General features: G+C 39.0%; 18 protein-coding genes and 2 pseudogenes. 13 read left to right on the top strand and 7 right to left on the bottom strand.

The features are described 5' to 3' along the window. Positions 1–22 precede the first annotated feature (22 nt). A complete protein-coding gene (locus ACYCS5_RS04295) occupies positions 23–904 on the top strand; it encodes a carbohydrate ABC transporter permease (protein ID WP_013311404.1) in 882 nt (293 codons plus the stop codon). A gap of 459 nt (positions 905–1,363) precedes the next feature. On the opposite strand, the gene ACYCS5_RS04290 is transcribed toward ACYCS5_RS04295, so the two are convergent. The 3 genes from ACYCS5_RS04290 to ACYCS5_RS04280 all read right to left on the bottom strand — a co-directional run bounded on the left by ACYCS5_RS04290 (position 1,364) and on the right by ACYCS5_RS04280 (position 5,820). Beyond that, on the bottom strand, positions 1,364–1,666 hold the full coding sequence (locus tag ACYCS5_RS04290) for a hypothetical protein (RefSeq protein WP_340886145.1): 303 nt from the start codon (positions 1,664–1,666) through the stop codon (positions 1,364–1,366). Positions 1,667–2,148: 482 nt separating this feature from the next. Then, the gene (gene cdiI, locus ACYCS5_RS04285; protein ID WP_340886143.1) at positions 2,149–2,532 is read right to left on the bottom strand and encodes a ribonuclease toxin immunity protein CdiI; all 384 of its coding nucleotides are present in this window, start codon (positions 2,530–2,532) and stop codon (positions 2,149–2,151) included. Between the two features lie 12 nt (positions 2,533–2,544). Then, positions 2,545–5,820, bottom strand: a complete 3,276-nt coding sequence (locus tag ACYCS5_RS04280) for a CdiA family toxin C-terminal domain-containing protein (RefSeq protein ID WP_459760876.1) — start codon at positions 5,818–5,820, stop codon at positions 2,545–2,547. A gap of 376 nt (positions 5,821–6,196) precedes the next feature. On the opposite strand from ACYCS5_RS04280, the gene ACYCS5_RS04275 reads away from it, so the two are divergent. From ACYCS5_RS04275 to ACYCS5_RS04240, 8 genes are all read left to right on the top strand, one after another. Beyond that, entirely contained in the window at positions 6,197–7,159 is a 963-nt protein-coding gene (locus ACYCS5_RS04275) for a helix-turn-helix transcriptional regulator (protein ID WP_459760875.1), read from the top strand. A 109-nt stretch (positions 7,160–7,268) separates the two neighbouring features. Then, positions 7,269–7,895 carry a type 1 glutamine amidotransferase family protein gene (locus tag ACYCS5_RS04270; RefSeq protein WP_318627503.1) on the top strand — a complete coding sequence of 209 codons (627 nt, stop codon included), beginning with the start codon at positions 7,269–7,271 and terminating at the stop codon, positions 7,893–7,895. Positions 7,896–7,946: 51 nt separating this feature from the next. Beyond that, positions 7,947–8,471, top strand: a complete 525-nt coding sequence (locus tag ACYCS5_RS04265; RefSeq protein WP_459760874.1) for a VOC family protein — start codon at positions 7,947–7,949, stop codon at positions 8,469–8,471. 597 nt (positions 8,472–9,068) lie between these two features. Then, the gene (locus ACYCS5_RS04260; protein ID WP_459760873.1) at positions 9,069–9,386 is read left to right on the top strand and encodes a hypothetical protein; all 318 of its coding nucleotides are present in this window, start codon (positions 9,069–9,071) and stop codon (positions 9,384–9,386) included. 75 nt (positions 9,387–9,461) lie between these two features. Further along, entirely contained in the window at positions 9,462–10,145 is a 684-nt protein-coding gene (locus tag ACYCS5_RS04255) for a DUF5819 family protein (RefSeq protein WP_039273020.1), read from the top strand. 544 nt (positions 10,146–10,689) lie between these two features. Next, positions 10,690–11,478 carry a DCC1-like thiol-disulfide oxidoreductase family protein gene (locus ACYCS5_RS04250; protein WP_245231612.1) on the top strand — a complete coding sequence of 263 codons (789 nt, stop codon included), beginning with the start codon at positions 10,690–10,692 and terminating at the stop codon, positions 11,476–11,478. A 10-nt stretch (positions 11,479–11,488) separates the two neighbouring features. Further along, positions 11,489–12,613 carry a serine hydrolase gene (locus ACYCS5_RS04245; protein ID WP_069012534.1) on the top strand — a complete coding sequence of 375 codons (1,125 nt, stop codon included), beginning with the start codon at positions 11,489–11,491 and terminating at the stop codon, positions 12,611–12,613. Between the two features lie 20 nt (positions 12,614–12,633). Continuing rightward, a complete protein-coding gene (locus tag ACYCS5_RS04240; RefSeq protein WP_230585130.1) occupies positions 12,634–13,545 on the top strand; it encodes a M23 family metallopeptidase in 912 nt (303 codons plus the stop codon). A gap of 636 nt (positions 13,546–14,181) precedes the next feature. On the opposite strand, the gene ACYCS5_RS04235 is transcribed toward ACYCS5_RS04240, so the two are convergent. The 3 genes and pseudogenes from ACYCS5_RS04235 to ACYCS5_RS04225 all read right to left on the bottom strand — a co-directional run bounded on the left by ACYCS5_RS04235 (position 14,182) and on the right by ACYCS5_RS04225 (position 18,831). After that, entirely contained in the window at positions 14,182–14,541 is a 360-nt protein-coding gene (locus ACYCS5_RS04235; protein WP_013311396.1) for a putative zinc-binding protein, read from the bottom strand. Positions 14,542–15,295: 754 nt separating this feature from the next. Then, a complete protein-coding gene (locus tag ACYCS5_RS04230; protein ID WP_459760872.1) occupies positions 15,296–15,721 on the bottom strand; it encodes a hypothetical protein in 426 nt (141 codons plus the stop codon). Between the two features lie 13 nt (positions 15,722–15,734). Then, positions 15,735–18,831, bottom strand: a pseudogene (locus ACYCS5_RS04225) (EndoU domain-containing protein). Between the two features lie 424 nt (positions 18,832–19,255). Here ACYCS5_RS04225 and ACYCS5_RS04220 point away from each other — a divergent pair. The 3 genes from ACYCS5_RS04220 to ACYCS5_RS04210 all read left to right on the top strand — a co-directional run bounded on the left by ACYCS5_RS04220 (position 19,256) and on the right by ACYCS5_RS04210 (position 20,712). Next, positions 19,256–19,678, top strand: coding sequence for a GNAT family N-acetyltransferase (locus ACYCS5_RS04220; protein WP_459760871.1), 423 nt, complete (start codon positions 19,256–19,258; stop codon positions 19,676–19,678). A 546-nt stretch (positions 19,679–20,224) separates the two neighbouring features. After that, the gene (locus tag ACYCS5_RS04215) at positions 20,225–20,491 is read left to right on the top strand and encodes a hypothetical protein (RefSeq protein WP_459761366.1); all 267 of its coding nucleotides are present in this window, start codon (positions 20,225–20,227) and stop codon (positions 20,489–20,491) included. 53 nt (positions 20,492–20,544) lie between these two features. Continuing rightward, the gene (locus tag ACYCS5_RS04210) at positions 20,545–20,712 is read left to right on the top strand and encodes a hypothetical protein (RefSeq protein ID WP_459760870.1); all 168 of its coding nucleotides are present in this window, start codon (positions 20,545–20,547) and stop codon (positions 20,710–20,712) included. A 171-nt stretch (positions 20,713–20,883) separates the two neighbouring features. Here the strand turns inward: ACYCS5_RS04210 and ACYCS5_RS04205 are convergent. Continuing rightward, positions 20,884–21,135: pseudogene (locus ACYCS5_RS04205) on the bottom strand (phenolic acid decarboxylase); the annotation flags it as partial. Between the two features lie 200 nt (positions 21,136–21,335). Between ACYCS5_RS04205 and ACYCS5_RS04200 the strand changes: the two are divergent. Then, on the top strand, positions 21,336–23,576 hold the full coding sequence (locus tag ACYCS5_RS04200) for a carbohydrate binding domain-containing protein (RefSeq protein ID WP_459760869.1): 2,241 nt from the start codon (positions 21,336–21,338) through the stop codon (positions 23,574–23,576). The last annotated feature ends 94 nt before the right edge of the window (positions 23,577–23,670 follow it).

Below are 23,670 nucleotides of genomic sequence, written 5' to 3'. Positions count from 1 at the left end.
ACAGGAAGAGGGAGGAACGGATATGAAAACCCAGGCAGCCGCCAACTATCCGCTTGGAGTCGCTACCCGCGGCAAAATGTTAACTCGGGTCGGTTATGCCGCTTTGTATATCATTTTAATCATCTTGGCGGTGACGCAGCTTTTACCGCTGGTGTGGCTGATGCTTTTCTCACTTAAAAATAATCAGGAAGTGTTTAACCTTCCGCCGTTTGCACTCCCGTCCCAGCCACATTGGGAGAACTATATGAATGTGTGGACCAGCGGCAATATCGGGCGGTATTTCTTCAATAGTGTGTGGATTACGGTCATATCCGTGGCGTTAACGGTGCTGCTCGCCAGCTTTGTAACGTTTGCCATTACGCGTATGCGGTGGAAAGGAAGCCAGCTGGTTCTCGGGCTCTTTATGGTCGGACTGATGATTCCAGTCCATTCCACCTTGATTCCGTTGTTCAGTATGTTTCTCAAACTGCATTTAACAGACACTTCACTCTCTATCATCCTGTCGTATGTTGCTTTTAATCTGCCGACAACGATGATGATCTTGCTGGGATTCTATTACGCCCTGCCCCGTGAAGTGGAAGAAGCGGCCGTTATGGACGGATGTTCCGTCAACCGAATGTTCTTCCGGATTGTGCTGCCCATGACCACCCCCGTCATGGCAACGACGTCTATTATTAACATGATCTACAACTGGAACGAGTTTATTTTCGTGAATACGTTTATTAGTTCGGACGAAAACAAAACACTGACCGTCGGCGTTCAAAACTTTATTGGACAATATACGACCGACTGGGGAGCTATCGGAGCAACGCTGATGATCAGCATTTTGCCCATATTGCTCGTGTTCCTTATTATGAGTGACCGGATTGTGGAAGGGATCGCAGCCGGGTCGGTTAAGGGGTAAAATAAATTCCCCTGGTTAGAAGAGCACCCCCTAGTGTAGACATGGGAACAAACTTTTTAGTTTGTCCGATGAATGCTAGGGGGGCTTTTTTGCGTGAGTTTTGTTTAAATAGGGAGGGGTCTAAAGCAATGTTTTTTGTATAAAATTGAATTCAGACTATTTGCTTGAAGAACAAGGAGTTCACTAAATAAAATTTTTTAAGGTGGTTAGTCTTTACTATATTCATTCTGACGGGGATTATCTGTTTAAAAGTAAAGGTGCTGTAGAAAAAGAAGGGCAATTATGGATGGTTTTCTTCTTAATTGACCTATTCTATGTAACAGCTTTCTACTGTTCAAGTGACAATAATTTTGCGGTCGTATGCGTAAAAATACGAAGTGATAGTTGAAGTAGGTATTATATAGTGAAATTTGTTAAGGATTAATTATTGATGTAATTGGTATTGTGAGCTTTAGCTGGTTAATCCATGTAGCTCTCAGCGGTGTGAATATGTCTTATTAAATCTAAGTCTGGATATCTCTTATCTAAAGAATATAATACATCAATATACTTTTTACTCTGTAAATTATACGCCACTTCTTCAAAAACCTCACTTAAATATGAAATCTCTGTTTTATTGCATATCTGCAAGAAATTTAAAGTTGTGTTTTCATCTTCACTCAGTAAATTAATTAATTCATCCCATTTTTGTTCTATTCTTGGATCGTTATCATCAAGTAATGCCCGTGCCCCCAAGATTGCTCTAACTTTTTCTTCAAACATTAAATATCCTCCTTAAAATTATGGTTGTAGCATTTTATCAGGGAAAGTTTCTATCTCTCTATACGTTTAGATAACTTCAACCCTAACTCTATTGGAATAAGTTTTTTATATTATACTCCAGCAAATATGCACTTAGCAGTAAAGTCTAATGCGGATGCTGTTCTGATTGTTGCAGAGCTATTCAAATCCTTGCACTATAGTGGTTGGCCTACATCGCTTGGATGTTGCAGTATTATCCTTCTACTCTCCCTATTGGGGCGATGTACTCTACAGTTGTGAAGGATTTTGAAAAACTATGAGAAAAACGAAGATAAAAAAACAGGTCAATCATGGTGGTATCTGACCATAGTCGACCTGTTCAATGTAATGCTATTGTGTTATTTGGGGTATAAAGTGTACGTACTATCAAAATGGAGAAATCTTTATACATATGGTATTATACAATATAAATACTGATAGTTAATTCTTGTAAAATTTATTTATTAATTTTCCTGCTCTACATTTAGATTACTTCTCATTTCTTTAAGATACTTTTCGATTTCTTGTTCATCTTGCGGATTTTTTTCGATGTATCTCTTTGCTGCTAATTTAAAATAATAATATAGATTTTCATAAGCAATAATTATCGAATCATCTCCGTATTCGATTTCAATACCATTGAACTCTTCATGATATAAACTTTTATCACTTTCATCAAGATCACTCCAAAAGGTAAAACCGCCGAAATCTGTCCCAAAACCTACTTCCCTACTTAAATACTTCATTGCATCTTTAAATGAATTTGATAAGTAGCAAAAATTCATCAGCCCTTCCAATGGCAAGTGTTCAATACTAATCAAATCTTCAGAATTTAAAATATTTTTCATTTTTCATTCCTCCTAAGGTGTGGTTGGGAATAACGATGTTATTCTTCCATCTTCATAATATCCGACCCATGATACTCCTTTTGAATCTACTCCCATCCAAACACGAGGTAAAGTTCCTGACGTCTCCTTTGTTAAAGCATTGTTCGCAGCTTCGATACCTCTCTCAATATATTTTTTATCAGATATAACATTAGGATCATAAATAGTTTTCTTTAGCACCTTCTTGTTATAAGTACCAATCGGTTGTCTTGTTTTAGGATCTAATTCAGGCATGCTATACTCTACTTGTTTAACTCCCCTTACTTCATTACCATTCACGTCATAAACGTTATACTCGTTTACTACTTTTACATCATTTTTATAAAACTCCTCACTATTGTGTGCACCAACGATTCCTTTTTTGTTTGGGTGCTCTTTTCCGTTTTTATCCACAAACTCTCTATGTTTTATATGAGTCTCCAACTCGGGAGTTGCTGTTATTGATGATTTAACAATTTCTTTTTCCTTTTTTAAATATTCTTTTATATTTGAAGCTTTTCTTGCATTTGTACTCTTAGTTACATTATATATGACCTTCTTTTGAATTTGACTATTTTCTTCTCTAGCTGCCTTGGAGGCAGTCTCTCGTAGCGTTTTCCTTGCCTGTTGATCCTGTTGTTTATATTGGTTTTTCGTTGTTAACCTTTCATTTGGCTGTGGCTTGTAGCCTTTGGTTTCAAGAGTTTGGTTAATTTTTTGGGAAGCTACGTTTTCTGTAGCTTCTATTTGTTGTCTCGCTAATAATTCCTGGACTCTTACTTTTGCACTTACTCCAGAAGAAATATTAAAGAACCCTTTCCCTCTACCCAGTTTTGAGAGTATCCCCTTCAATTCTTTAGTATTGTCCATACCCCCTCGACCACCAACCATAAGAGGGTTTTCTATGGAAATAGCATAGAACATCCACTTTTTTTCTTCTTCGGTTATACCTTGCTTCCTAGTTTGCATGAAGAAATCATCATCTTCGGGATAATTATGTTTCCATTCACTATAGTATTGGACATCGGGTTTACCGTCACGAGTACGTACAACACCATCTTCTCCTCGATAACTCCCCGGTTTAAGTTTGGGCCTACGGTCTTCGGTATATATGTTCCTTCGATAATCCTGCCAGATCTTTTTGTAGTCTTCTTCTGTAAGCTCTGGTGGCGCAGCTTCTTTTTTCGCTTTAAGGGCTTTAGCTCTAGCTTCTTTTTCTGCTTTAAGAGCAGCTTCAGCCCTAGCTTTTTCTTGTTCTTTATATTCCCTCAGCATTCTATCTTTAACACTTTTAGGTACCTGTTGATAGGCATGAACCATGGTTTTCGATGTTGTCAGCAAGTTTTGGATCAGCTCTAATCGGCTGCCGGAATGTACTATTTGACGTGCGCTTGTATACACTTTCCCCAGAATCCATTTGCTATAGTAGGCATGTCTCGCTTGCTCATGTTCATACTGAGTAATTAACCCTTGTAATGCTAGACCAGCCAAGTGTTTCAAAGGATGAATGCCGTTCCCCTTACTGCCTCCAACGGTAGGGGTTCCTTTGCTCCGAACAGGGATCGCTGCGGTTGCTTTCAGAATCACACCTCCTGCAGGTCCACTTAGCGCTCCTGCAACAACGCCAGCCACTTTTCCCATCACTGGAATAGAGCCTAATAGCTTGGACACCGTACCCATCAATGCATTCGCCTGTTTAAGTTCTGCTGGACTTGTGACTTTTGCTTTAGGGGTAGAGGCTTGGCTGCTAGATGAATCCTTAGCTGCTGACTGGGCTGCTTCATAGGCTTTGATGCTCATGAGTGGCGGCTCAGGCACAGGAGGGAGGTCGGCCACGAAAACAGGAGCTTTCACCGTACCTTCCTGATATATCACCGGAGCCTTGGTATCCGTCTCACCATCCAGTACCATGCTACTGGCTCCGCCTTTTAAATACAGTGCCATTCCAGCTTCAAGTGAAAGCTCCTTCCCAGCATCGAGCTTCACATGACCACCCTGAATCTGCACATTTCCCGGACTGTCAATGGTAATTCCGCTACCTTCATGCAGTGTAATGGAAAATTCACCGGAGGTGGATAGGGTCAGCTCCTGCTCAGACATTTCGACGCCGCTACCTTGCACATGTTGCCATACCTTCACATTTGGCTGTCCATTCGCGTGGCGTTGTTGTCGGAGCGAATCCGTGACATAGGCATCCTGTTCGCGGTGGGTAGGCAAATACAGTTCCACCTGTTCCCCGCTCTCAGGCATATCGTACCAGCCACTGTGTTCTTCCGCGACATAACGGGTGGCTACGGGAAACCAGCAGGCTTTGGCAGGATCTTGCTTCGGGTCAGTGTCCAGTTGAAGCTGTACAAAATCCTTCTGTACCTTGAGCACCGTTCCTGTCAGCGAAATCCCGGTGGCCGGGTCGTTTTCATACCGGGCATACCGGATATCCTGTTCGGCTTGAAGATCATAACGGGTACGCAGTAAGCCATCCGTTAGTGTGGTCACGGCTCGAACCACGACCAGTTCTTTGCCTTGTCCAATGGGTAATGTGATAAGGTCGCCCAGCGCATAGTATTGCAGACTTTCAATCATATAGGTGACATACGAGCCAGCACGTTCTCCCGGCTTTTCCGCATCCAGCTCATGGAGCGTTTTACGTACTCGATAAAATACATCCCGCTCTACCTTATGCTGCTTGCCTTCTGGCATGCCGAAGAAAACCTTGGGCGAAGCTGCGGTTATCTCTGGCACAAGTACGGAGCCAAAGCGAGAAGCGAGACGTTTTAAAAACGCCCAATCGGTCTCCTCATATTGTAAAACAAACGTCTCCAGTTTGGCATGGTCGCTTACCGTATCAATGGCATCTCCGTACTGATATTTTCGAACCAGCGCAGTGACTAGATCATCATAGGTGCGGTGAATATCTTGATAAGAGCGTCTTTTACGCTTAATATCCATCTGGTACGAATGGGAAGCGGCCTCTAGTTCAAACGTATACACGCCTCGCACACAATGTACGGATATACGTGTAACAATCCCATGGTACAATCTTCTCAGCGATTGTACCTGATCATTCAACTGACGAATCACAATAGGCTCTTGCTCCATATTTTGATCAATACAAGCTGCTCCCTGTTCCTCGGAGAGCAACCCACTGATATGTAAATAGGCATGATCGTTAATGGTACGTGTTATTTGAAGCTGATTGATGTGTAGTGGCTGAAAGGGACCATAAAAGCGTAGGCTTTCATATCCGATCCCATCTGATAATACGCTCAAGTGAGTTCATGACTCCTTTCTAGATGCGATGGGTATTTCCAAGTAAAGCACATCAACTTAAATCACCTTGATTATCGAGCAGCAGATGAGTACAACTGTGAGTCAAGATAGATATGTAATGTATTACGGTGGTCGTTTGGATTAAGAAAAGAGAGGTGATATTTAATAAACAACCCAGCATATGTATTTATCGGTTAAAAGAGAGAATTAGTTTACAGAATGACCCATTCATTATGGTATTTACTATGTGTAAATCTGGAATTGGAAGATATGAGAGGGACGTATAAAATGGAAAAAAGCATATAATAGGTGGTAAGAAGAGTACAAAGAGTTATTTATAAAGATTGAGTTTTAATGAGAGAGGAGGGTTCATGTTATGCCAAAAAACGATAATATGCTGGCCATTCTATGGATGTTGAATTCGGGTGTAAAAATGACCGCAAAACAAATATCCGAAAAGTTAGAAATAAATATAAGGACAGTTTATCGGTATATTGATGCTTTATGCGCCAGTGGAGTGCCTATAATATCCGACACGGGCCATAATGGCGGGTATAGCTTGCTGAATAATTTTATTAGAGCACCTTTACTATTTGATATGGAGGAGAAAAAGGCACTCCTTCATGCTGCTGTTTTTGCAAAAGAAGCTGGATACCCTTTGAGTGAGGCATTAAGCAGTGCGACGTCAAAATTGAAAATGTATTCGAATCAAGAGCAGGAAAGTATACTTAGCCGTCATTTAGCCGGATTTGAAGTGATAAATCGCATGGGAGAACCTTCTCTTCAGCCGATATTGGCAGAATTGGAGCAGGCTGTAGCCAACGAATTCTCTGTAGAAATGGATTATCGCACAAGCCATGAAGAACAACCCAAGAATAGGGTGATAGACCCCTATGGAATGGTTTACTGGAACAGTAAATGGTATACTGTTGCTTTTTGTCACCTACGGAATGAGATCCGTAGCTTTCGGGCAGATCGGATTCTACAAATCAAGCGTACTCCAATCCTATTTAAGCGTCCTGAGGCTTTTTCGGCTCGTGAATTTTTTATGCAAAATCTGTTGCCTGATTTAGTAGGCAAAGACGGTTTAATTTCTTTAAAGATCGAAGGCAGGTCAGAGGCATTGGAAGACTTATGTCTGCATTGGTTTTTGGGGCATCATCTGAAAGAGCGCACATCCAATCAAGCCATCTTTTTGCTTGAGGAAAAATCACTTCATACATATGTCCCTTATTTGCTCCTAACCTACGGGAAATCTATTCAAGTCATCGAACCACAGAGTTTGAAGAAAAAGCTTGTCGCTGTTGCGTCGGAGTTAATGGAATATTATCAGCGCTAAAAGCTTCACTGACAGCAGATGTCAGTGAAGCTTTTTTATAATGAGGATAATCACGGATTACCGAGGGTTGGTATCACTTGATAAATTATAAAATAAGGAGAACCTGTGAATGAATAGTACGGTATATCTGTATGTATTTGACACTATGGCAGACTGGGAGATTGGTTACTTAACTGCCGAACTGAACTCGGGGAGATATTATAAAAAGGGGCTGTCCCCATCCAAAATTGTTACCGTGGGACTGGAAAAGACTCCTGTAACTACCATGGGCGGATTGACAATACTGCCTGACATCAATCTGGATGAGTGCAGTATTGAAAGCACAGATGCATTGATTTTACCCGGTGGAAATACATGGACAGAAACCATTCATCAACCGATTTTAAAAATCGCTGAGAGGTGCTTAGAGGAAGGGATATGGGTTGCTGCGATTTGTGGTGCGACCATGGGACTTGCCCAGGCAGGATTACTGAATTCACGTTGGCATACAAGCAATGATCTGGAATACCTCAAAATGATCTGTCCCACCTACACGGGCGAAAAGTATTACAAAATGGAGTCTGCTGTAACTGATGGAAAACTAATCACTGCATCTGGAACAGCTCCTTTGGAATTTTCCGTACACGTCTTGAAAGCTCTGGGTGTGTTTTCTTCTAAGACATTAGAAGCCTGGTATAGTCTAAATAAGACTCGTGCATCCAAATATTACTATGAGTTGATGAATTCAATCCAATAAAGGAATAAGCATAAAACTGAACTGTTACGATCATTTAAAGGAGGAGTCAAAATGACTGAAAGCAGAGAATATATGGGAGTGTCAGGTAAATATACAAAGAAGGGGATGCCCAACGGCTTTACATCTATTACCCCTTTTATTACAGTGAAGAATCCTTCTGAAGCAATAGAGTTTTATAAAAGTGTTTTCAATGCAAGGGTTAAGGATATTACTGAATTTCCTGATGAGAATGGCAATAAAATAATCGTTCATGCGGAATTAGATTTTGGAAATGGTTTTTTGCAGCTGGGGGCAGCGAATCCGGCATATCAATTGGTCTTGCCGCCAGATGGAGACAATGCGTGTTATTCTTTCGGAATTTACGTAATGAATGTGGATCAGGTCATTGAAAATGCGGTAGCAAGAGGAGCGAAAGTAAGGGAACCCGTTACAAACTTTGTTTCAGGTGATCGATTCGGAAGTATACTGGATCCTTGTGGAGTAAGATGGTCTATTATGACCAGAATCGAGGATTTGTCAGAAGAAGAAAGTAGTCGTAGGGTTGCTGAATGGGCCAAAAGCTTTAGTGGAGAATAAATGTAATCACTTTTAATAAAAAGTATTAAGAGTGACAGTTTGCTGAAATGATGTTAAGGAAAGCTTGAATATATCCCCTCGCCTCTATACTGTAACCCGCTCATTGAGCGGGTTTTTATTTTTAATCATTTGAAAAATGTAGACATGAAATATTTAAGGCATAGAGTTTGATGGAGCTTGTAGACATTCTGCTACGTTTTAATCATGTTGTTTACAAAATCGCTGGCGTAATTCTTCTTGAAACAATCTAGCCAATTTGGCAGGATACATTACTCCTCCTGTGGTATGAGTGTGTGCATGCATGGTAACTCTGATAGAGGGAGGAATGGCAAGTTATTGTTTTCTTCTTTCGATGGTTTATAAAATGAAGCGCGGCACCTGCTGGAATAAGATATAATCCGAAATAATTTTTAATTTTAATTACTAAAAATTTATGTTTATGATTTTTGGCAAGGGAAAATAAGATATAAAATATGGAAGGGAGTGATATAATAAGTAATTATAAGTAATTATATTCAATAATAGTCATATAAAAAAGTTATAAAACTAAGAGATTAAAAATTATTTTGTTACTAACCATCTTAGGAGGAATTATCTATGAAGAAAAAATTAACAATACTTAGTCTGGCTCTAGCCATCGCAGCCTTCTCTACTGTAAGTTTAAGCGCTTCTTACGCTTCTGATTATGACGTTTCCTCTGGAAATTCTTCTCCTTTAATTAGCGCGCATGCAAATGGTGCTGCTGTTGAGCCTCAAGCAATAACATCCCTTGCTCGTAAAGCATGGCAAGTTGGTAAATCAGCTTGGGATGCTAACAAGGATGCTTTGAGAGAAGCGACCCGCTTAGGAAGTCTATTAGGTACAGGTGTTTCTAGTAGTGATGTAGAGAATGCAGATGTAATTTTTGATAAATAGCTTAAATATCAGGGAGAGGATCAGATTTTTATATTTCTCTCTCCCTGATGTTATTAAAAAGAGGTGATTGCTTAAATGAAAAAAAGAAGCGAAACGTGTATTTTAAATGCTACGTTATTCTCTTTATCGTTGTTCTTGATGGTTCATTTCTTCTTTATTTTTCTTCACGCTGGACCGCTTAACCCGGTCTCTGTTTCATTGAAATCAGTAACTGATAACTATGTCGGACGGTTTTTTCAACAAAACTGGCATCTATTTGCTCCCCAGCCTATGACTCAAAATCTAAAATTATATGTACGTGTAAAGTATAAGGGGGAGGGCAGTGCCAAAACGGTTATAAGCAATTGGTATGATGTTACTGAACCTATGATCAGGACGAATGAGACGACAATATTTTCACCTTATAATAGGATGCTCAGAATTGGTAGTGGATACATACATCAATTATATATAGGAGGAAAAGATGATCTAACATATAAATTAATGGAGAAAATATCTAAAAAAGATAATGTCGCCAAAGAAATAAATGCTTCTTTAGAAAAGGATTCGGATCAAGTTGAACAAATCATATACCGCTATGCCTCTGCGTTTGCGAAAAGAGAGTTTTTGAAACATGAAATAACCGATGTCCAGTTTATGACCTCAATATCGGATGCAATTCCATATTCAAAGCGAGATGATCTTCATTTTAAAGTGAAAGAAGAGAATGTCGTATATGGTTGGAAAGGAGTTGTAAAGGATGTTGTTGAATTACCGTAATTTTTTTATGAATGAACGCTTTCTTATTGGCACAAGTATCCTTCGGATATGTATCGGGTTGATATTACTTTTCAATTATTTTATTCATTATAAACAGAGATACTTTTTTTGGCACGAATCTGGAATTAATATTTATTCTGCTGGGTACAAGTCATTAACATGGTCTTTATATAATTTGAATTCATCAGCTTTATTTTTTGACTTTATCTATCACCTAGGAATTATAGTTACTATTTTTTATTTAATAGGATATAAAGGCCGGCTTTTTTCAATTCTGGCCTACCTATTTTTTTATTCATTGTATGTTCGTTCTTTTCATATTAGTGATGGAGGAGACAACTTACTTATAGTGAATATGTTTTTTCTGTCGTTCGCCAATAACACTGCCTATTTATCTTTGGATTCTAAAATGAACAACTCATCTGGAAAAGACTTGAAAGACTCTTTACTCTATAAGTTATCTGTGATAATCCACAATTTTGCAGTACTTTTTTGTATTATACAACTGTGTATTGTTTATTTCTTCTCAGGAATGTACCAGCTTATGGGGGAAATGTGGCAAAACGGAACGGCACTTTATTATATCTCTCAGGTAAGAGAGTTTAGCAGACCTATTTTGGATTATATGGTTAACCATTATGTTGGGCTCACCATTTTATTCACTTATTTATCTATAATTGTTAAAATAGCTTTTCCTTTTGCTGTAATTAATAAAAGCCTTAAACCGTTTGTAGTTATTGCTATGATATTGTTTCATGCAGGAATCGGTATAGGCATGGGCTTACTGACGTTTTCACTAATTATGATTGTTATGGAATTATTGTTGTTTACGGATCGAGAATATAAAAAGTTATACTATTTTATAAAGATCAGTTTCCGGAAAATATCAATTATAATTCGAAGAAAAACAAGAAAAATAGGATATGTAAGCTTTCAACACAAACAAATTCTGGTTTTCTATGATGGTTGGTGTCCTGTCTGTACAAATATAAAAGACAATTTGTACAAGCTAGATTATTTTAGACTGCTACGGCTTGTTAGTTTTCGGAATTCTTCATTGGTTCAAGCATACAAATTAGATGTTAATGAATTAGAAAGGCGAATGCATAGTTTCTCAATGAATGATTCCAGTAAAATACAACGTGGAATTGACTCTATTGCACAAATTTGTACAAGAATACCGTATCTTTGGTGGGCGGTTCCCTTTATAATTATTTTCAAAAAAATGGGTATAGGTGGTTGTTTGTATGATTATATAGCTTCTAAAAGAAAGGTGATTCCCGTGGGGAACTGTGACGACTTATGTGAACTTCAGCCTAAGCGTGTCCATTAAGGAGCAAAGTATGAAAATAATTTTATTGTTAGTAGCTATAATTTTAATATTTGTGTTCATATGTATCCTGTTTTTATTCATTGCGAAGCGCCAAAATAATAAGAAAACAGAAATGGATGTTCTAAGCTTTTTGAAGGAAAATCCGAGTAAAGCATCTTTGTTTATGATCAAAAATGGTATGGAGAAAATCAGCTATAACTCAGAAGTTAAAATGCCGCTTGCCAGTACAGTTAAAGTGATTATTGCTATTGAATTTGCTCGCCAAGTTGTGGCGAAAATATTAGATGAGCAGGAACTTGTTCCTTTAGAGGAATTAAATAAATTTTATATTCCTGCTTCCGATGGTAACGCTCATCATAACTGGATCAAATCCATTCGCGCAAACCATAAAGAGGTTCAAGGGAAAATTACGTTATTGGATATTACCCACGGCATGTTAGCATATAGTTCCAATGCCAATACAGAATTTCTGATGGCGAAAATGGGTTTGGATAAGATAAATGAGAATATTATGAAGCTTTCACTTTCTTCCCATGATAAAATCTTTCCTTTTTCATCTGCGGGATTCATGTCTCCTTATATCCAAGAGACCGAAAACATAGGCTTTAAAGAGTCGATACAAAAGATAAGTGAGATGAGCTACGAGGAATATATGAAAAAATCTATTGAAATTCATCAGATTTTAAATCGTGATCAGGGGATAGAATGTATTCAGAAATGGAACACCAGGCAGAATTATGTACGAAAGCTTCAAGTGCTGGAATCGCGCAAGCTTCCTCGTTCAACGACTAAAGAATATGCTTACCTCATGAAGCTCATACACAAGGAGGAGTTGGTTCCTTCTACTATAAATCCATATTTAAAAATGCTAATTCAGCGACAAGTAGATAACTCCAAGTTAATAGAGTTTGGAAACAAAGGTGGATCTACCATTTCTGTTCTAACAGAGGCTTTATATTGTACGGATCGGGAAGGAAATGACATTCAACTAGCCATGTTTATTCAAGATGATTCTGGGGTGGATCATATTTGGCTCAAGCAGAAGCTGGATTTGTTTTTTTACAAATTATTAACGGATACTGCATTTCAAGAAGAGGTAAGAAGCAAATTATCATATGATAAGGGAAAAAATTGATGTTTTTTTATTTTGTGAAAATGCTGTTGATTCCGCTTATACTTTACTGGATCATGGCTTACTTTCCATTTAAAAATCGTATTTCGTGGTATATACACACTTTGTTTACAAGTGCATATACGTTCATAATTTTATTCATAAATGATTGGACAGAAATTAGCTATTATTTACGTCCGGTTTGCATCGCATTGTTTGGATGTTCCTTATTCCGTCAAATGGTTACTTTACGCTCTTTTAAATTTAATGGCTTAAGTAGAAAAACACGAATATCCCTTTCTCTTTATGGTTTATTAGCGATATATCAAGTTTTTATATGTATTTTATTTAGTATTTCATACATTACATCCACTCCTAAACACGAAGATGCAGTCGATTTAGCCTTCCCTTTGAAAGGAGGGGCTTACGAGGTAGTGAATGGTGGAATGAGTTCATCTATGAACTATCACTTTTCGCATCGTACTCTGAAATATGCGGTGGATATAACTAAGCTCACCCCGTTAGGCTCAAGAAAAGGAAAATTTGATAATCCTGAATCTTTAAAATCCTACCCCATTTATAATGATTCAGTATATAGTCCAGTTGAGGGTAGAATTATCGAAGTTGTGGATGGAGTAGAAGATAATGTGCCAAACTCTCTGGGTCGTAGTACTACAAATATGATTATCATCAAACACAAAGGATATAATATTCTGTTGTTACACTTGAAGAAAAATAGTCTGCTAGTTAAGAAAAATGATTTTGTCAAGGTTGGACAAGAAATTGCGAAAGTAGGGAACTCAGGTTACAGCAGTGAGCCGCATCTTCATGTTCATGCTATAAAACATGACAATAAGAGTGATTACTTCAGTGGAACTTCGGTTCCTATTACTTTTAATGGTAATTACTTAAAGAGAAATGATTTGCTATTTAATCAAACGCTTATTTTTCGTTAAAAATGAATACCTTCCTAGAAAGTCGGTTTTAGAATTTGTTTACCAGGTTTTCAGTATCGTATATTGTTCTTCAAAGCAAGTATTTTCAACTTAAGCGAGAGGTATAATCCTTTACATCGTCTCGGCACATGTTGAGCGCTGTTTACTGTCAGTAAGGACAGAATGAATACAGGATGTATCGGTGTTTTAGCTCCTTAATGAGGGTCTAGTTGATAAATGGAGAGAGGTAATAGACCATATTAAGTTGAAGTTGCAGTAAATAACAACACTTTGACCAAATCGGATTATGGTTCCTCTTAGATTTGTTTCAGAAGTTCTGGGGGATACATTAAATACTACGATCAATGGAACATTACATGTTGACATTAAGACATAAAGCTTGATTGCTTTGGAATGGTTAACAAACTAATTGCTCGATTGCTAGTCATTTTTCCCACATTAATTAAATCTTCGTTTGTACAAGGACGCATAGGAATTTTATCAATTTTAAATTGTGAGACAAATTCATTTAAACATTCGATAATTATTCTCCTTATTAAAAAGATGTTGCTGTATAAAAATAATACTGGTGACCCTTAAAGATGTGTTAGGAGCCACCAGTAAAAATTCGATACACACTTTTATTTTGATTAAGAATTATTGTCCAATTTGTTCTAAGATTTGTGTGTAAGCATTCCTATAATGATCGGGGTTAGGATCTTCTCCTATGATCTTGGGTACGTCAAAGTCAGACAGCAGGAAATGGTGTTTGGGTTGAACCTCATGCCTTGCTAAGCAACTCTTGCAACAGGACAAGGGACAGCCGTCAATTGCTATGATGTCACGTCCCGATTTCGCTGTTCTGACAAGGGGTTTGACATCACCACCGACACCAGCTATGCAGGACATTTCAGCGACTTTTTCTCGATCCATTTGTATAGCGATCATGTTAGCGGTTTGTGCTGCGGAGGAACATCCAGAACATGAATAGACAAGAGGTAAATCAGTTCTTTTCATCTTTGTACACTTCCTTGTTTTTTCTTTGTGTTCGATCACGGTACCTTTGGTTTCAACTGAAATAAATTTAAAAATTGTTTGTATTTTAACTTAAATTTACAGTCTGAACCGTGATCGTGATCACGACAACATTTTGTGAAATCTATTATGGGGCTAACTGTGTGTACATAAATCAGCCTCAGATCTTTAGAAATATAGTCGGTGTAAATTCTCCATCACCATCTATAATTCCATCAAATTCTTCATTACTTATATCAAGAGTAAGTATCATCCACTATAACCTCACTTTCTTATAAAGGTATACTAATCTAGCATTGGTGATTTATATATTCACCATCTGTAGTTAAATAGCTGCCGTCATTGGGAATCTCTCGTCTTTCAGCCTCTATCCTCTAATGTGCTCACCAGCTTGTTCATATTACCAAACGGCATTAGGGCCAAGAGGAAAGTAAAAAGAACAAGTCAATCATGGTAGTATCTGACCATAATCGACTCGTTCGACTTAATTGAAAAATGTTATTTAGGATACTCTGATTTTACTTTTATCATATAATAAACAGAAAAAAGTTACCTTTTATATCCGCTATCTTAAAAAAAATCAGTTTATCGAGTGTGCTTGAATTAGTTAGTGTTTGGTTTGTTGGGTGGTAAGTATTCGAATTTACTCTAAGAACCTTTTTCTGCTTGAATCTGTTCAAACCATTCCATTGAAGTATCATCTGCAGTTTTAACCGGATGATTAGTGTGTACTAATTCATAGTTGTAATTTATTAAGAAACTCCCTACATACTCTACCTGACATGTTATCAATTGATGCCATTTTTTTTAAATTTCCCATAAGTTCATTGTTATTTATTATACAATCTTTATTATTTTCATTAATTAAAAATCTTAAAGAATCGATACACATTTCAAATAGTTCTTTGTCTGTTGTTTCAATAAGTGTTAATATTATATTAATTTCTCTTGGATCATTTTCTTCTTCAAAGCAATATACTACTCTTTTTTGCCACTCTAACGACTTATCCATTATATTTTTTTTAAGAAGTTCCCAATCTAATTCGGAGAAGTTCTCCAACAAGTTCATCGCATCATTTACTCCAACATCATACCAATAATCATCTGAAGCATTCTCTCCAGACATTTCAGTTATCAATTTGTCAAATTCTTCATATTTCATAAATTTGCCTCCACTAATTTATTGGCTCAAATCCTGGCGTTGGTTTACCTCCCACCGGATATCCAGCAGTAATGTTTTTGCCTTCTTTAATAACATCTATTTCAACACCATCTATAGTACCGCTATGCAAAGTTATAGTTACCCCATCTGAAGTACGACTCCCAACTGCTCGCGTATCGCTAATTTTTTTTATGGAGCCTATAATTTTCTCATCACTCCATGAATCAGGGAATACTGTGCTTTTTTTAAGCTTTGCTAGAGTTCCATCCGGAAACTGATGATAAAATTGAACAAAGTTAGTTCCATCTGGATTCTCTCTGAGAACTTCTACTGCATGGCTAGGATTTGTGTTATTTACCACATTAGGTGAATGACCCCCTCTAAGTCCATTTTTACCTGGTATTCTCTCTCCCCCTAATATTTTTTGCTCCATCTCTGGTGATAAGTAAGATTCACTAGCTTTACCCGTCCCCTCAGGAGTTTTACTCGGATTCGTTGATTTAGGTGTTTCCTTAGGTCTACTAGAATTTGCCTCATTATAAATCGGCGAATCATTAAACTCATCAATCGGCCTGTTTACACCTGGACCACCTTTTGGGTTGGGCTTTACAGGTGGCTTTTCTACAATAGGTGGCTCGCTTGTTCTGGAATAAAATCCGCCAGATCTACCTGTACCTGTTCGGGCTCCTAAAAATCCATAAAATGCTTCTTCAGGTAAATCTTCTAATCCTGTTCTCTCGGCGAAATCCCCCAATTGCTGCCCAGTTACCCCTTGATTATAACGTTTTATTAAGGCGTTCAACTCTTCGTTGTTCAACTCTGAGACATTAGCTGGGCTTACACCCATGGATCTCAAAGCGGTGTTTAACGTCTCAAGGGTTCGGATATCGAATTTCTTTGTTCGTTTGGTATTAGCAATTCGTTGTATAGCTGCTATTTTATTTGGATCTGTTAATTGTGCCAGATGAATTTTTCCTTGCATTGCTATTTCTGTCTGTAACGCTTGTTGGGCTTGCTTCATTTTAGCTTCATTCTGCCACCAGTTGCCTTCAAAATAATCATCTTGATTCCAGAAAGAAGTATACTTGTTAATTTCCTTTTCTCTCCATAGGCGTTGTTTTTCTTCAGAATCTCTGATCCATTTATCCCGAACACTTTTAGGAACTTGCTGATACGCATGTACCATAGCATTTGACTCTTTCAATAGGTTTTGAACCAGTTCCAGTGGGCCAACTGAATTAGCTATATGACGCGCACTTGTATATGCTTTTCCTAAGATCCACTTGCTATAGTAAGCTTGTCTCGCTTGTTCATGCTCATACTGGCTAATCAACACCCTTGCATGGCCAAACCAGCCAAGTATTTCAACGGATGAATGCCGTTCCCCTTACCGCCTCCAATCGTAGGAGTTCCTTTGCTACGAACGGGGATCATTGTGGTTGCTTTCAGAATGACACCCGCCGCAGGTCCACCTAAAGCTCCCGCAACAACGCCAGCCACTTTGCCCATCACTGGAATGGAGCCTAATAGCTTGGACACCGTACCCAACAAAGAGTTCGCTTGTTGAAGTGCAGCCGGACTTGTTACTTTGGCTGTAGGAGTGCTGCTTGGTGATGTCTCATCTGCTGATGGAGCTTGCGCCGCCTCGTATGCTTTGATGCTCATCAATGGGGGCTCAGGCACAGGAGGGAGGTCGGCTACGAAAACAGGAGCCTTCACCGTACCTTCCTGGTAAATCACTGGAGCTTTGGTATCCGTCTCACCATCCAGTACCATGCTACTGGCTCCGCCTTTTAGATACAGCGCCGTTCCAGCTTCCAGTGAAAGTTCCTCGCCAGCATCGAGCTTCACGTGACCACCCTGAATCTGCACATTCCCCGGACTGCCGATCGTAATGCCGCTACTTTCATGCAGTGTAATGGAAAATTCACCGGAAGTGGATAGGGTCAGATCATGCTCAGACATTTCTACGCCGCTACCTTGCACATGTTGCCATACCTTCACATTTGGCTGTCCATTTGCGTGACGTTGTTGTCGTAGCGAGTCCGTGACATAGGCATCCTGTTCGCGGTGGGTAGGCAGATATAATTCCACCAGTTCCCCGATCTCAGGCATATCGTACCAGCCACTATGTTCTTCCGCGACATAACGGGTGGCTACGGGAAACCAGCACGCTTTAGCAGGATCTTGCTTCGGGTCAATGTCCAGTTGAAGCTGTACAAAATCCTCCTGTACCTTCAGCACCGTTCCTGTCAGTGAAACCGGGCATAGCGGACATCCTGTTCGGCTTGAAGATCATAGCGAGTACGCAGTAAGCCATCCGTTAGTGTGGTCACGGCTCGAACCACGACCAGTTCTTTACCTTGTCCAATGGGTAACGTGATGAGGTCGCCCAGCGCATAGTATTGCAGGCTTTCGATCATATAGGTGATATACGAGCCAGCACGTTCGCCTGGCTTTTTCGCATCTAGCTCATGAAACGTTTTTCGTACTCGATAAAATACATCCCGCTCCACTTTTTGCTGCTTGCCTTCAGGCATCCCGAAGAAAACCTTGGGCGAAGCTGCGGTTACCTCTGGCACAAGTACGGAACCAAAGCGAGAAGCGAGGCGTTTTAAAAACGCCCAATCCGTCTCATCATATTGTAAAACAAATGTCTCTAGTTTGGCATAGTGGCTTACCGTATCAATGGCATCTCCGTACTGATATTTTCGAACCAGCGCAGTGACCAAATCATCATAGGTACGATGAATATCTTGGTAGGAGCGTCTTTTACGTTTGATATCCATCTGGTGCGAATGGGAAGCGGCCTCCAGTTCAAACGTATACACGCCTCGCACACAGTGTACGGACATACGTGTAACAATCCCATGGAACAGCCTTCTCAGCGATTGTCCCTGCTCATCCAACTGACGAATCACAATCGGCTCTTGCTCCATATTTTGACCGATACAAGCTGCTCCCTGTTCTTCGGAGAGCATGCCATTGATATGTAAAAAGGCATGATCATTAATGGCGCGTGTTATTTGAAGTTGTTCGATGTGTAATGGCTGAAAGGGACCATAAAAGCGTAGGCTTTCATATCCGATCCCATCTGATAATACGCTCAAGTGAGTTCATGTCTCCTTTCTAGATGCGATGGGTATTTCTAAGTAAAGCACGTCTTCTTGAAATTGCTTTTGATTAAAGAAGCCGCAGATGAGTATAACAGTGAGTCAATATAAATATGTATAACAAGGTTTGTACGCTAAAAAGGGACGAGAGGCGATATTTAATAAACAACCCAGCATATGTATTTATCGGTTAAAAGAGAGATTTAGTTTACAGAATGAACCATTGGTTGGGGGATTTACTATGTTTATTTTTGGAAGTAGGAGGATGAGAGGGAAGTGTAACAAGAGTTAATATAGGAATATGGTAATACGCCACATGGTTTGCTATTTCGATGCTTTTCCATGCTGCCCAAATAGATACTTAAAACCAAAATGATACCCTATCCAAACGATCTAAATTTAAAAATAATGGAGTGATAGAATGATAAGAGGACTTGTACTTTTAACTGGTGGGAATATTGAAGATTACTTACCAGACTTATATGATTGGAGTCTTACTGAAAGCGAAAAAGAGCAACATACTTGCCGACCCATAATCGAACTTCCTCCATATAACAATTATAAAGAGAATGTACTGAAAAGGCTTGCAAATGGGCAATTAATATATATCTTGGTTGATAAAAGTAACGGCAATAAGCGGATAGGAAAGATACAGCTTTTTGACTATAATTCTCGAAATAAAAGTGCAGAGATCGGATACTATTTGCCTCTAAAACATAGAAAACAAGGATATGCGAATGTATTGTTAGAGCTATTTATAGATACCATTTTTGAACGTAAGGATTTGGAGTTGAACAAAATTTATGCAACGGTTGCAGCATGTAATCAAGCTTCTATAAAATGATTAGAAAAATTCCATTTTAAGCTGGAGGGAACTTATCGAGAGCATTATTGGTTTAGTGATGGTTCGATATGCGATCAATATCATTATTCTTTGCTAAAAAGAGAGCATGCTAGCTTAGCTGAAAAAGAAAAAGAAGGAAATTGAACTATTATTTTTAAAATGGAACGAGTTAATTTCAAGTAAATCCGTTTCATCCTCTCGACACACGTTGAGGCCGTAGTAAAGCTATGTCGAGTCGATATATAGAGGTGCTTAATTGTAGCTTCCTATGTCCTTTACGAGCTGGGGAAAAGTTTATAGAAATAAGGTATGGCACAACAAAATAAATGTTTCGATTTTTTTGGATTTAAAGTGGTTGGACACATCCGATGTATCTAACTGAAAATGTGAGTATTCAAGAGAGCGTCCCTAGTTTGGCGTTCTTTTCTTTGTACGCTACCTGTAAGAATTCCTCATTCAATAAGGTTATTCCCTTCTGTGACGTGCAATCAACTTGCTGTGGTGCAATTACTTTAAATAAATACGGATGCAGGGAAGGTGAACCCCTTGGATAAATTTAAAGATCTGGAGAAATTGATTAAGCTTACAGGAGATCGCGCCAAGTTGGAAGCGAAAGCGAACGATACCTATATTGTATATAAAACGCCGGATGGCCAAATTGTAAAAGAATACAACAATGGAGACATTGTTCCTGTTGCGGATACGGATGTTCTCATGCATCAACATATACCAATGATGTATGTATTTGCGGGGAATAATGGAAGCGGTAAAAGTGCGATTCAGAACCTGGTTGTTGACCCGACTGGGAATTAGCGTAAATATTGATCCTGATGCCCTGCCCAGAGGAACCGAAGAGACTTTCTGAGATGGATATTGTGAACAGACCTGAATTCTCGGAATGGGAGGATAAGCATCATTACAAGCAAGCATTGGAGAATGAAGCTTTGTACTGGCAGGGCATGAAGGACGGAGCACAGTTTGTATATGTTGTATTAGAGATGATGCTTCATGATGAAAAAGAGAAAAAAGAATAGCCAATGGAGATTAGATGGTTATAGAGAACATTAAAAAAGATGCTGGGCACCTACCAACCTGGTCATACCCCTGTCAAGTAGACAGGGTATGACCAGGTTGGTAGGTGTTTTAATTTGTCTTACGTTATGGGACACAGGCTCAGGCTTTTTAATTTAATTCGTCTTGATTGACTATGCTTGCACCTTACCCGCACGAATATCATCTGTCATGCCCGCGTAAGGTGCCTGGGCAATCAACTTCTCGTTGTTCACACCTGCATTTTCAATGAAAGTAATATATGCGAATTAAGGAACTACATGCTTCGGATAAGTCTGATACTTTTCACGCGATTCTTCCATCAGAGGGATGAAATCATTTTGATAGCGTACTTTAATCTCTGGATGCTCATGCACCCATTTCGGAAAGAAAATAATACCATGCATGGTCAATGAAATGGCTGGATGGGTTCAGTATCGGAGAAGCTTCGCCGAAAGAATCATAAACTTTAAGTCGGTATAAGTCGATTAAATAATAAAGGGCTTATATATACACAAATTTCTATATTAGAACATACCTAGCAGTGAACTTAGGCCCAAGCGTAGAAGCCGTATCTAAAAATAGAATTCATTCCAGGAGGTAAGCTATGAATAAGAGAACAGGCTTTAGATTTTTAGTTGTAATTATGATGATTTATGTATTTACTTTTAATCTGGGTGTGGAAACTGTAAAGGCAAATTCCGTATATTATGTTTCTACAACGGGGAATGACATCACTGGAACCGGTACACTATCAAATCCATGGAAAACCATACAAAAGGCAGCAGATACCATGAAAACCGGAGATACCTGCATCATACGAGGTGGTACATACCGAGAAACAGTAACACTTCATACTTCCGGAACTTCTGCAAAACCCATAAACTTTGAGGCTTATACAGGAGAGAACGTAACGGTATCCGGTGCCGATCCGGTTACTGGCTGGAAAAATTACTCCGGATCCATCTATTATTCGGAAATGAAGGGTTCCCTTGGAACAAAAAATCAGATATTTGTTAATAAGCAAATGCAATTTGAAGCCAGATGGCCCAATTCACCAACACTTGATCCCTTAAATTTAACATATGCAACAGTTGATTCCGGTTCCACTACAACCATCAAGGATGGAAACTTAACTCAGCCACCTGGATACTGGGTTGGCAAAACGGTTTGGAGTGTTCCGGGAACAGGCTACAAATCTTATAAAAGTACCATTACCAGCTCAAGTGACGGCTCCATTACCTTTGATCAAATAGATACTGCAGCGACAGGCGGTAACAGCTATTATATTACTGGTAATCTTAAAGATCTTGACAGTGCGGGAGAATGGTATTATGACAGCATTACTGGCAGACTTTATTTATGGGCACCTGGTGGAGTTGATCCGAATACTTTGACAGTAGAAGCAAAGAAGCGGACTTATGCATTTGATTTAAGTTCCCGATCTTACATAAATATTACCGGAATTAATATCTTTGCCTCCAGCATTAAAATGTCGAATTCTAATTACTGTAAAGTTTCTAATATGATTGCGGAATATGTCAGTCATGATTCGGATGTTACCAGACAATACAGTACAGGGATATTTATGTCCGGTACCAATAATGAGCTTAGAGACAGTACTTTGACCTACAGTTCCGGTAATCTGGTGAGTATAGAGGGAACAGGAAATAAGGTAATTAATAATCTTATTCATGAAGCAAATTATTCGGCAGCGGATATTCCGGCAATCTATCTATTGGGGGCAAACCATCTAATCAGTCATAATACGGTATATAACGCTGGGCGTCATCTGATATTTATGCCTACCCAAAACAGCCAGATACAATATAATAATCTGTACAATGCAGGAAAGCTGACAAAAGACTGCGGAATACTCTATGAATTTGCCTGGGATGGGCAAGAGACGGTAATTCATCATAATTACATCCATGATAATCTGGCAAAGAATTATTCCGGCACTGGTATCTATCTGGATAACGGTAGCAAGGGCTATACTGTGCATCATAATGTTGTATGGGGAAACTATACAGGGATAAGATTGAATACACCCAGTAATTTTAACCTGATTTATAACAATACCACCTACAGTAACGGAAATGTAGGATATTGGGGAAGTAATTTTCAGTCAGATATGTACGGCGACAGAATTTTCAACAATATCTTTACTACAGCCTTTACACTGCCTGGTACTCATATAGAGGGAAATAATATTACCTCAGAAACCAATCCGTTATTTGTGAATCCCACAGCATATGATTTCAGGTTGCAGTCTACTTCTCCAGCTATTAATGCAGGGGTTGTAATATCTGGAATCACGAATGATTATGTTGGTGCGGCACCGGATATTGGAGCATATGAGTTCGGTGGAACCGACTGGACTGCCGGGCATGATTTTTCTTCACCTCCGGATCCGGTTTTTGAGAGTGTCAGCTTACTTTATGTTAATAACGTAAGGCAATCTGATTTCGAGAAAGGGATAATCTCACCATGGGCAGCAACATATTCAGATACTGCTGCAAGTGTATCGGTACCCAGAAGCGGCTCTAAGAGTGTTAGATTGGGACCCGGAGAAGATGGTATCGAGCAGGTACTTACGGGGCTAAATCCTAATACCAGCTATATGTGTACCGCCTGGGTTAAGGCAGACATAGGAGAGCGGATTCAGATTGGCGTTAATGGCTTTGAAGGAACGGATGCATCCGCAACATCTGACAGTACATCCTGGACAATGGTAAACATTCCTTTTACAACCGGAGCAGGCGCTACCAGGGCAACAGTGTATGCTTACAAGAATCCTGGTACAGGATATGTTTATGTGGATGATTTTGGGGTAGTTGAGCAATAAATTATTTTACTGGTTTTATGTTTGACAGGATTGTCAGAAAGTCAGAAAAACCAAGACTGCCTTGGGGCAGATGGATCAGGAGGGACACTTTCAG

Source organism: Paenibacillus sp. SEL3 (genome assembly GCF_054602585.1).
The sequence above is the reverse complement of the archived record's forward strand: the minus strand, read 5'-3'. Positions and strand labels throughout refer to the sequence as shown.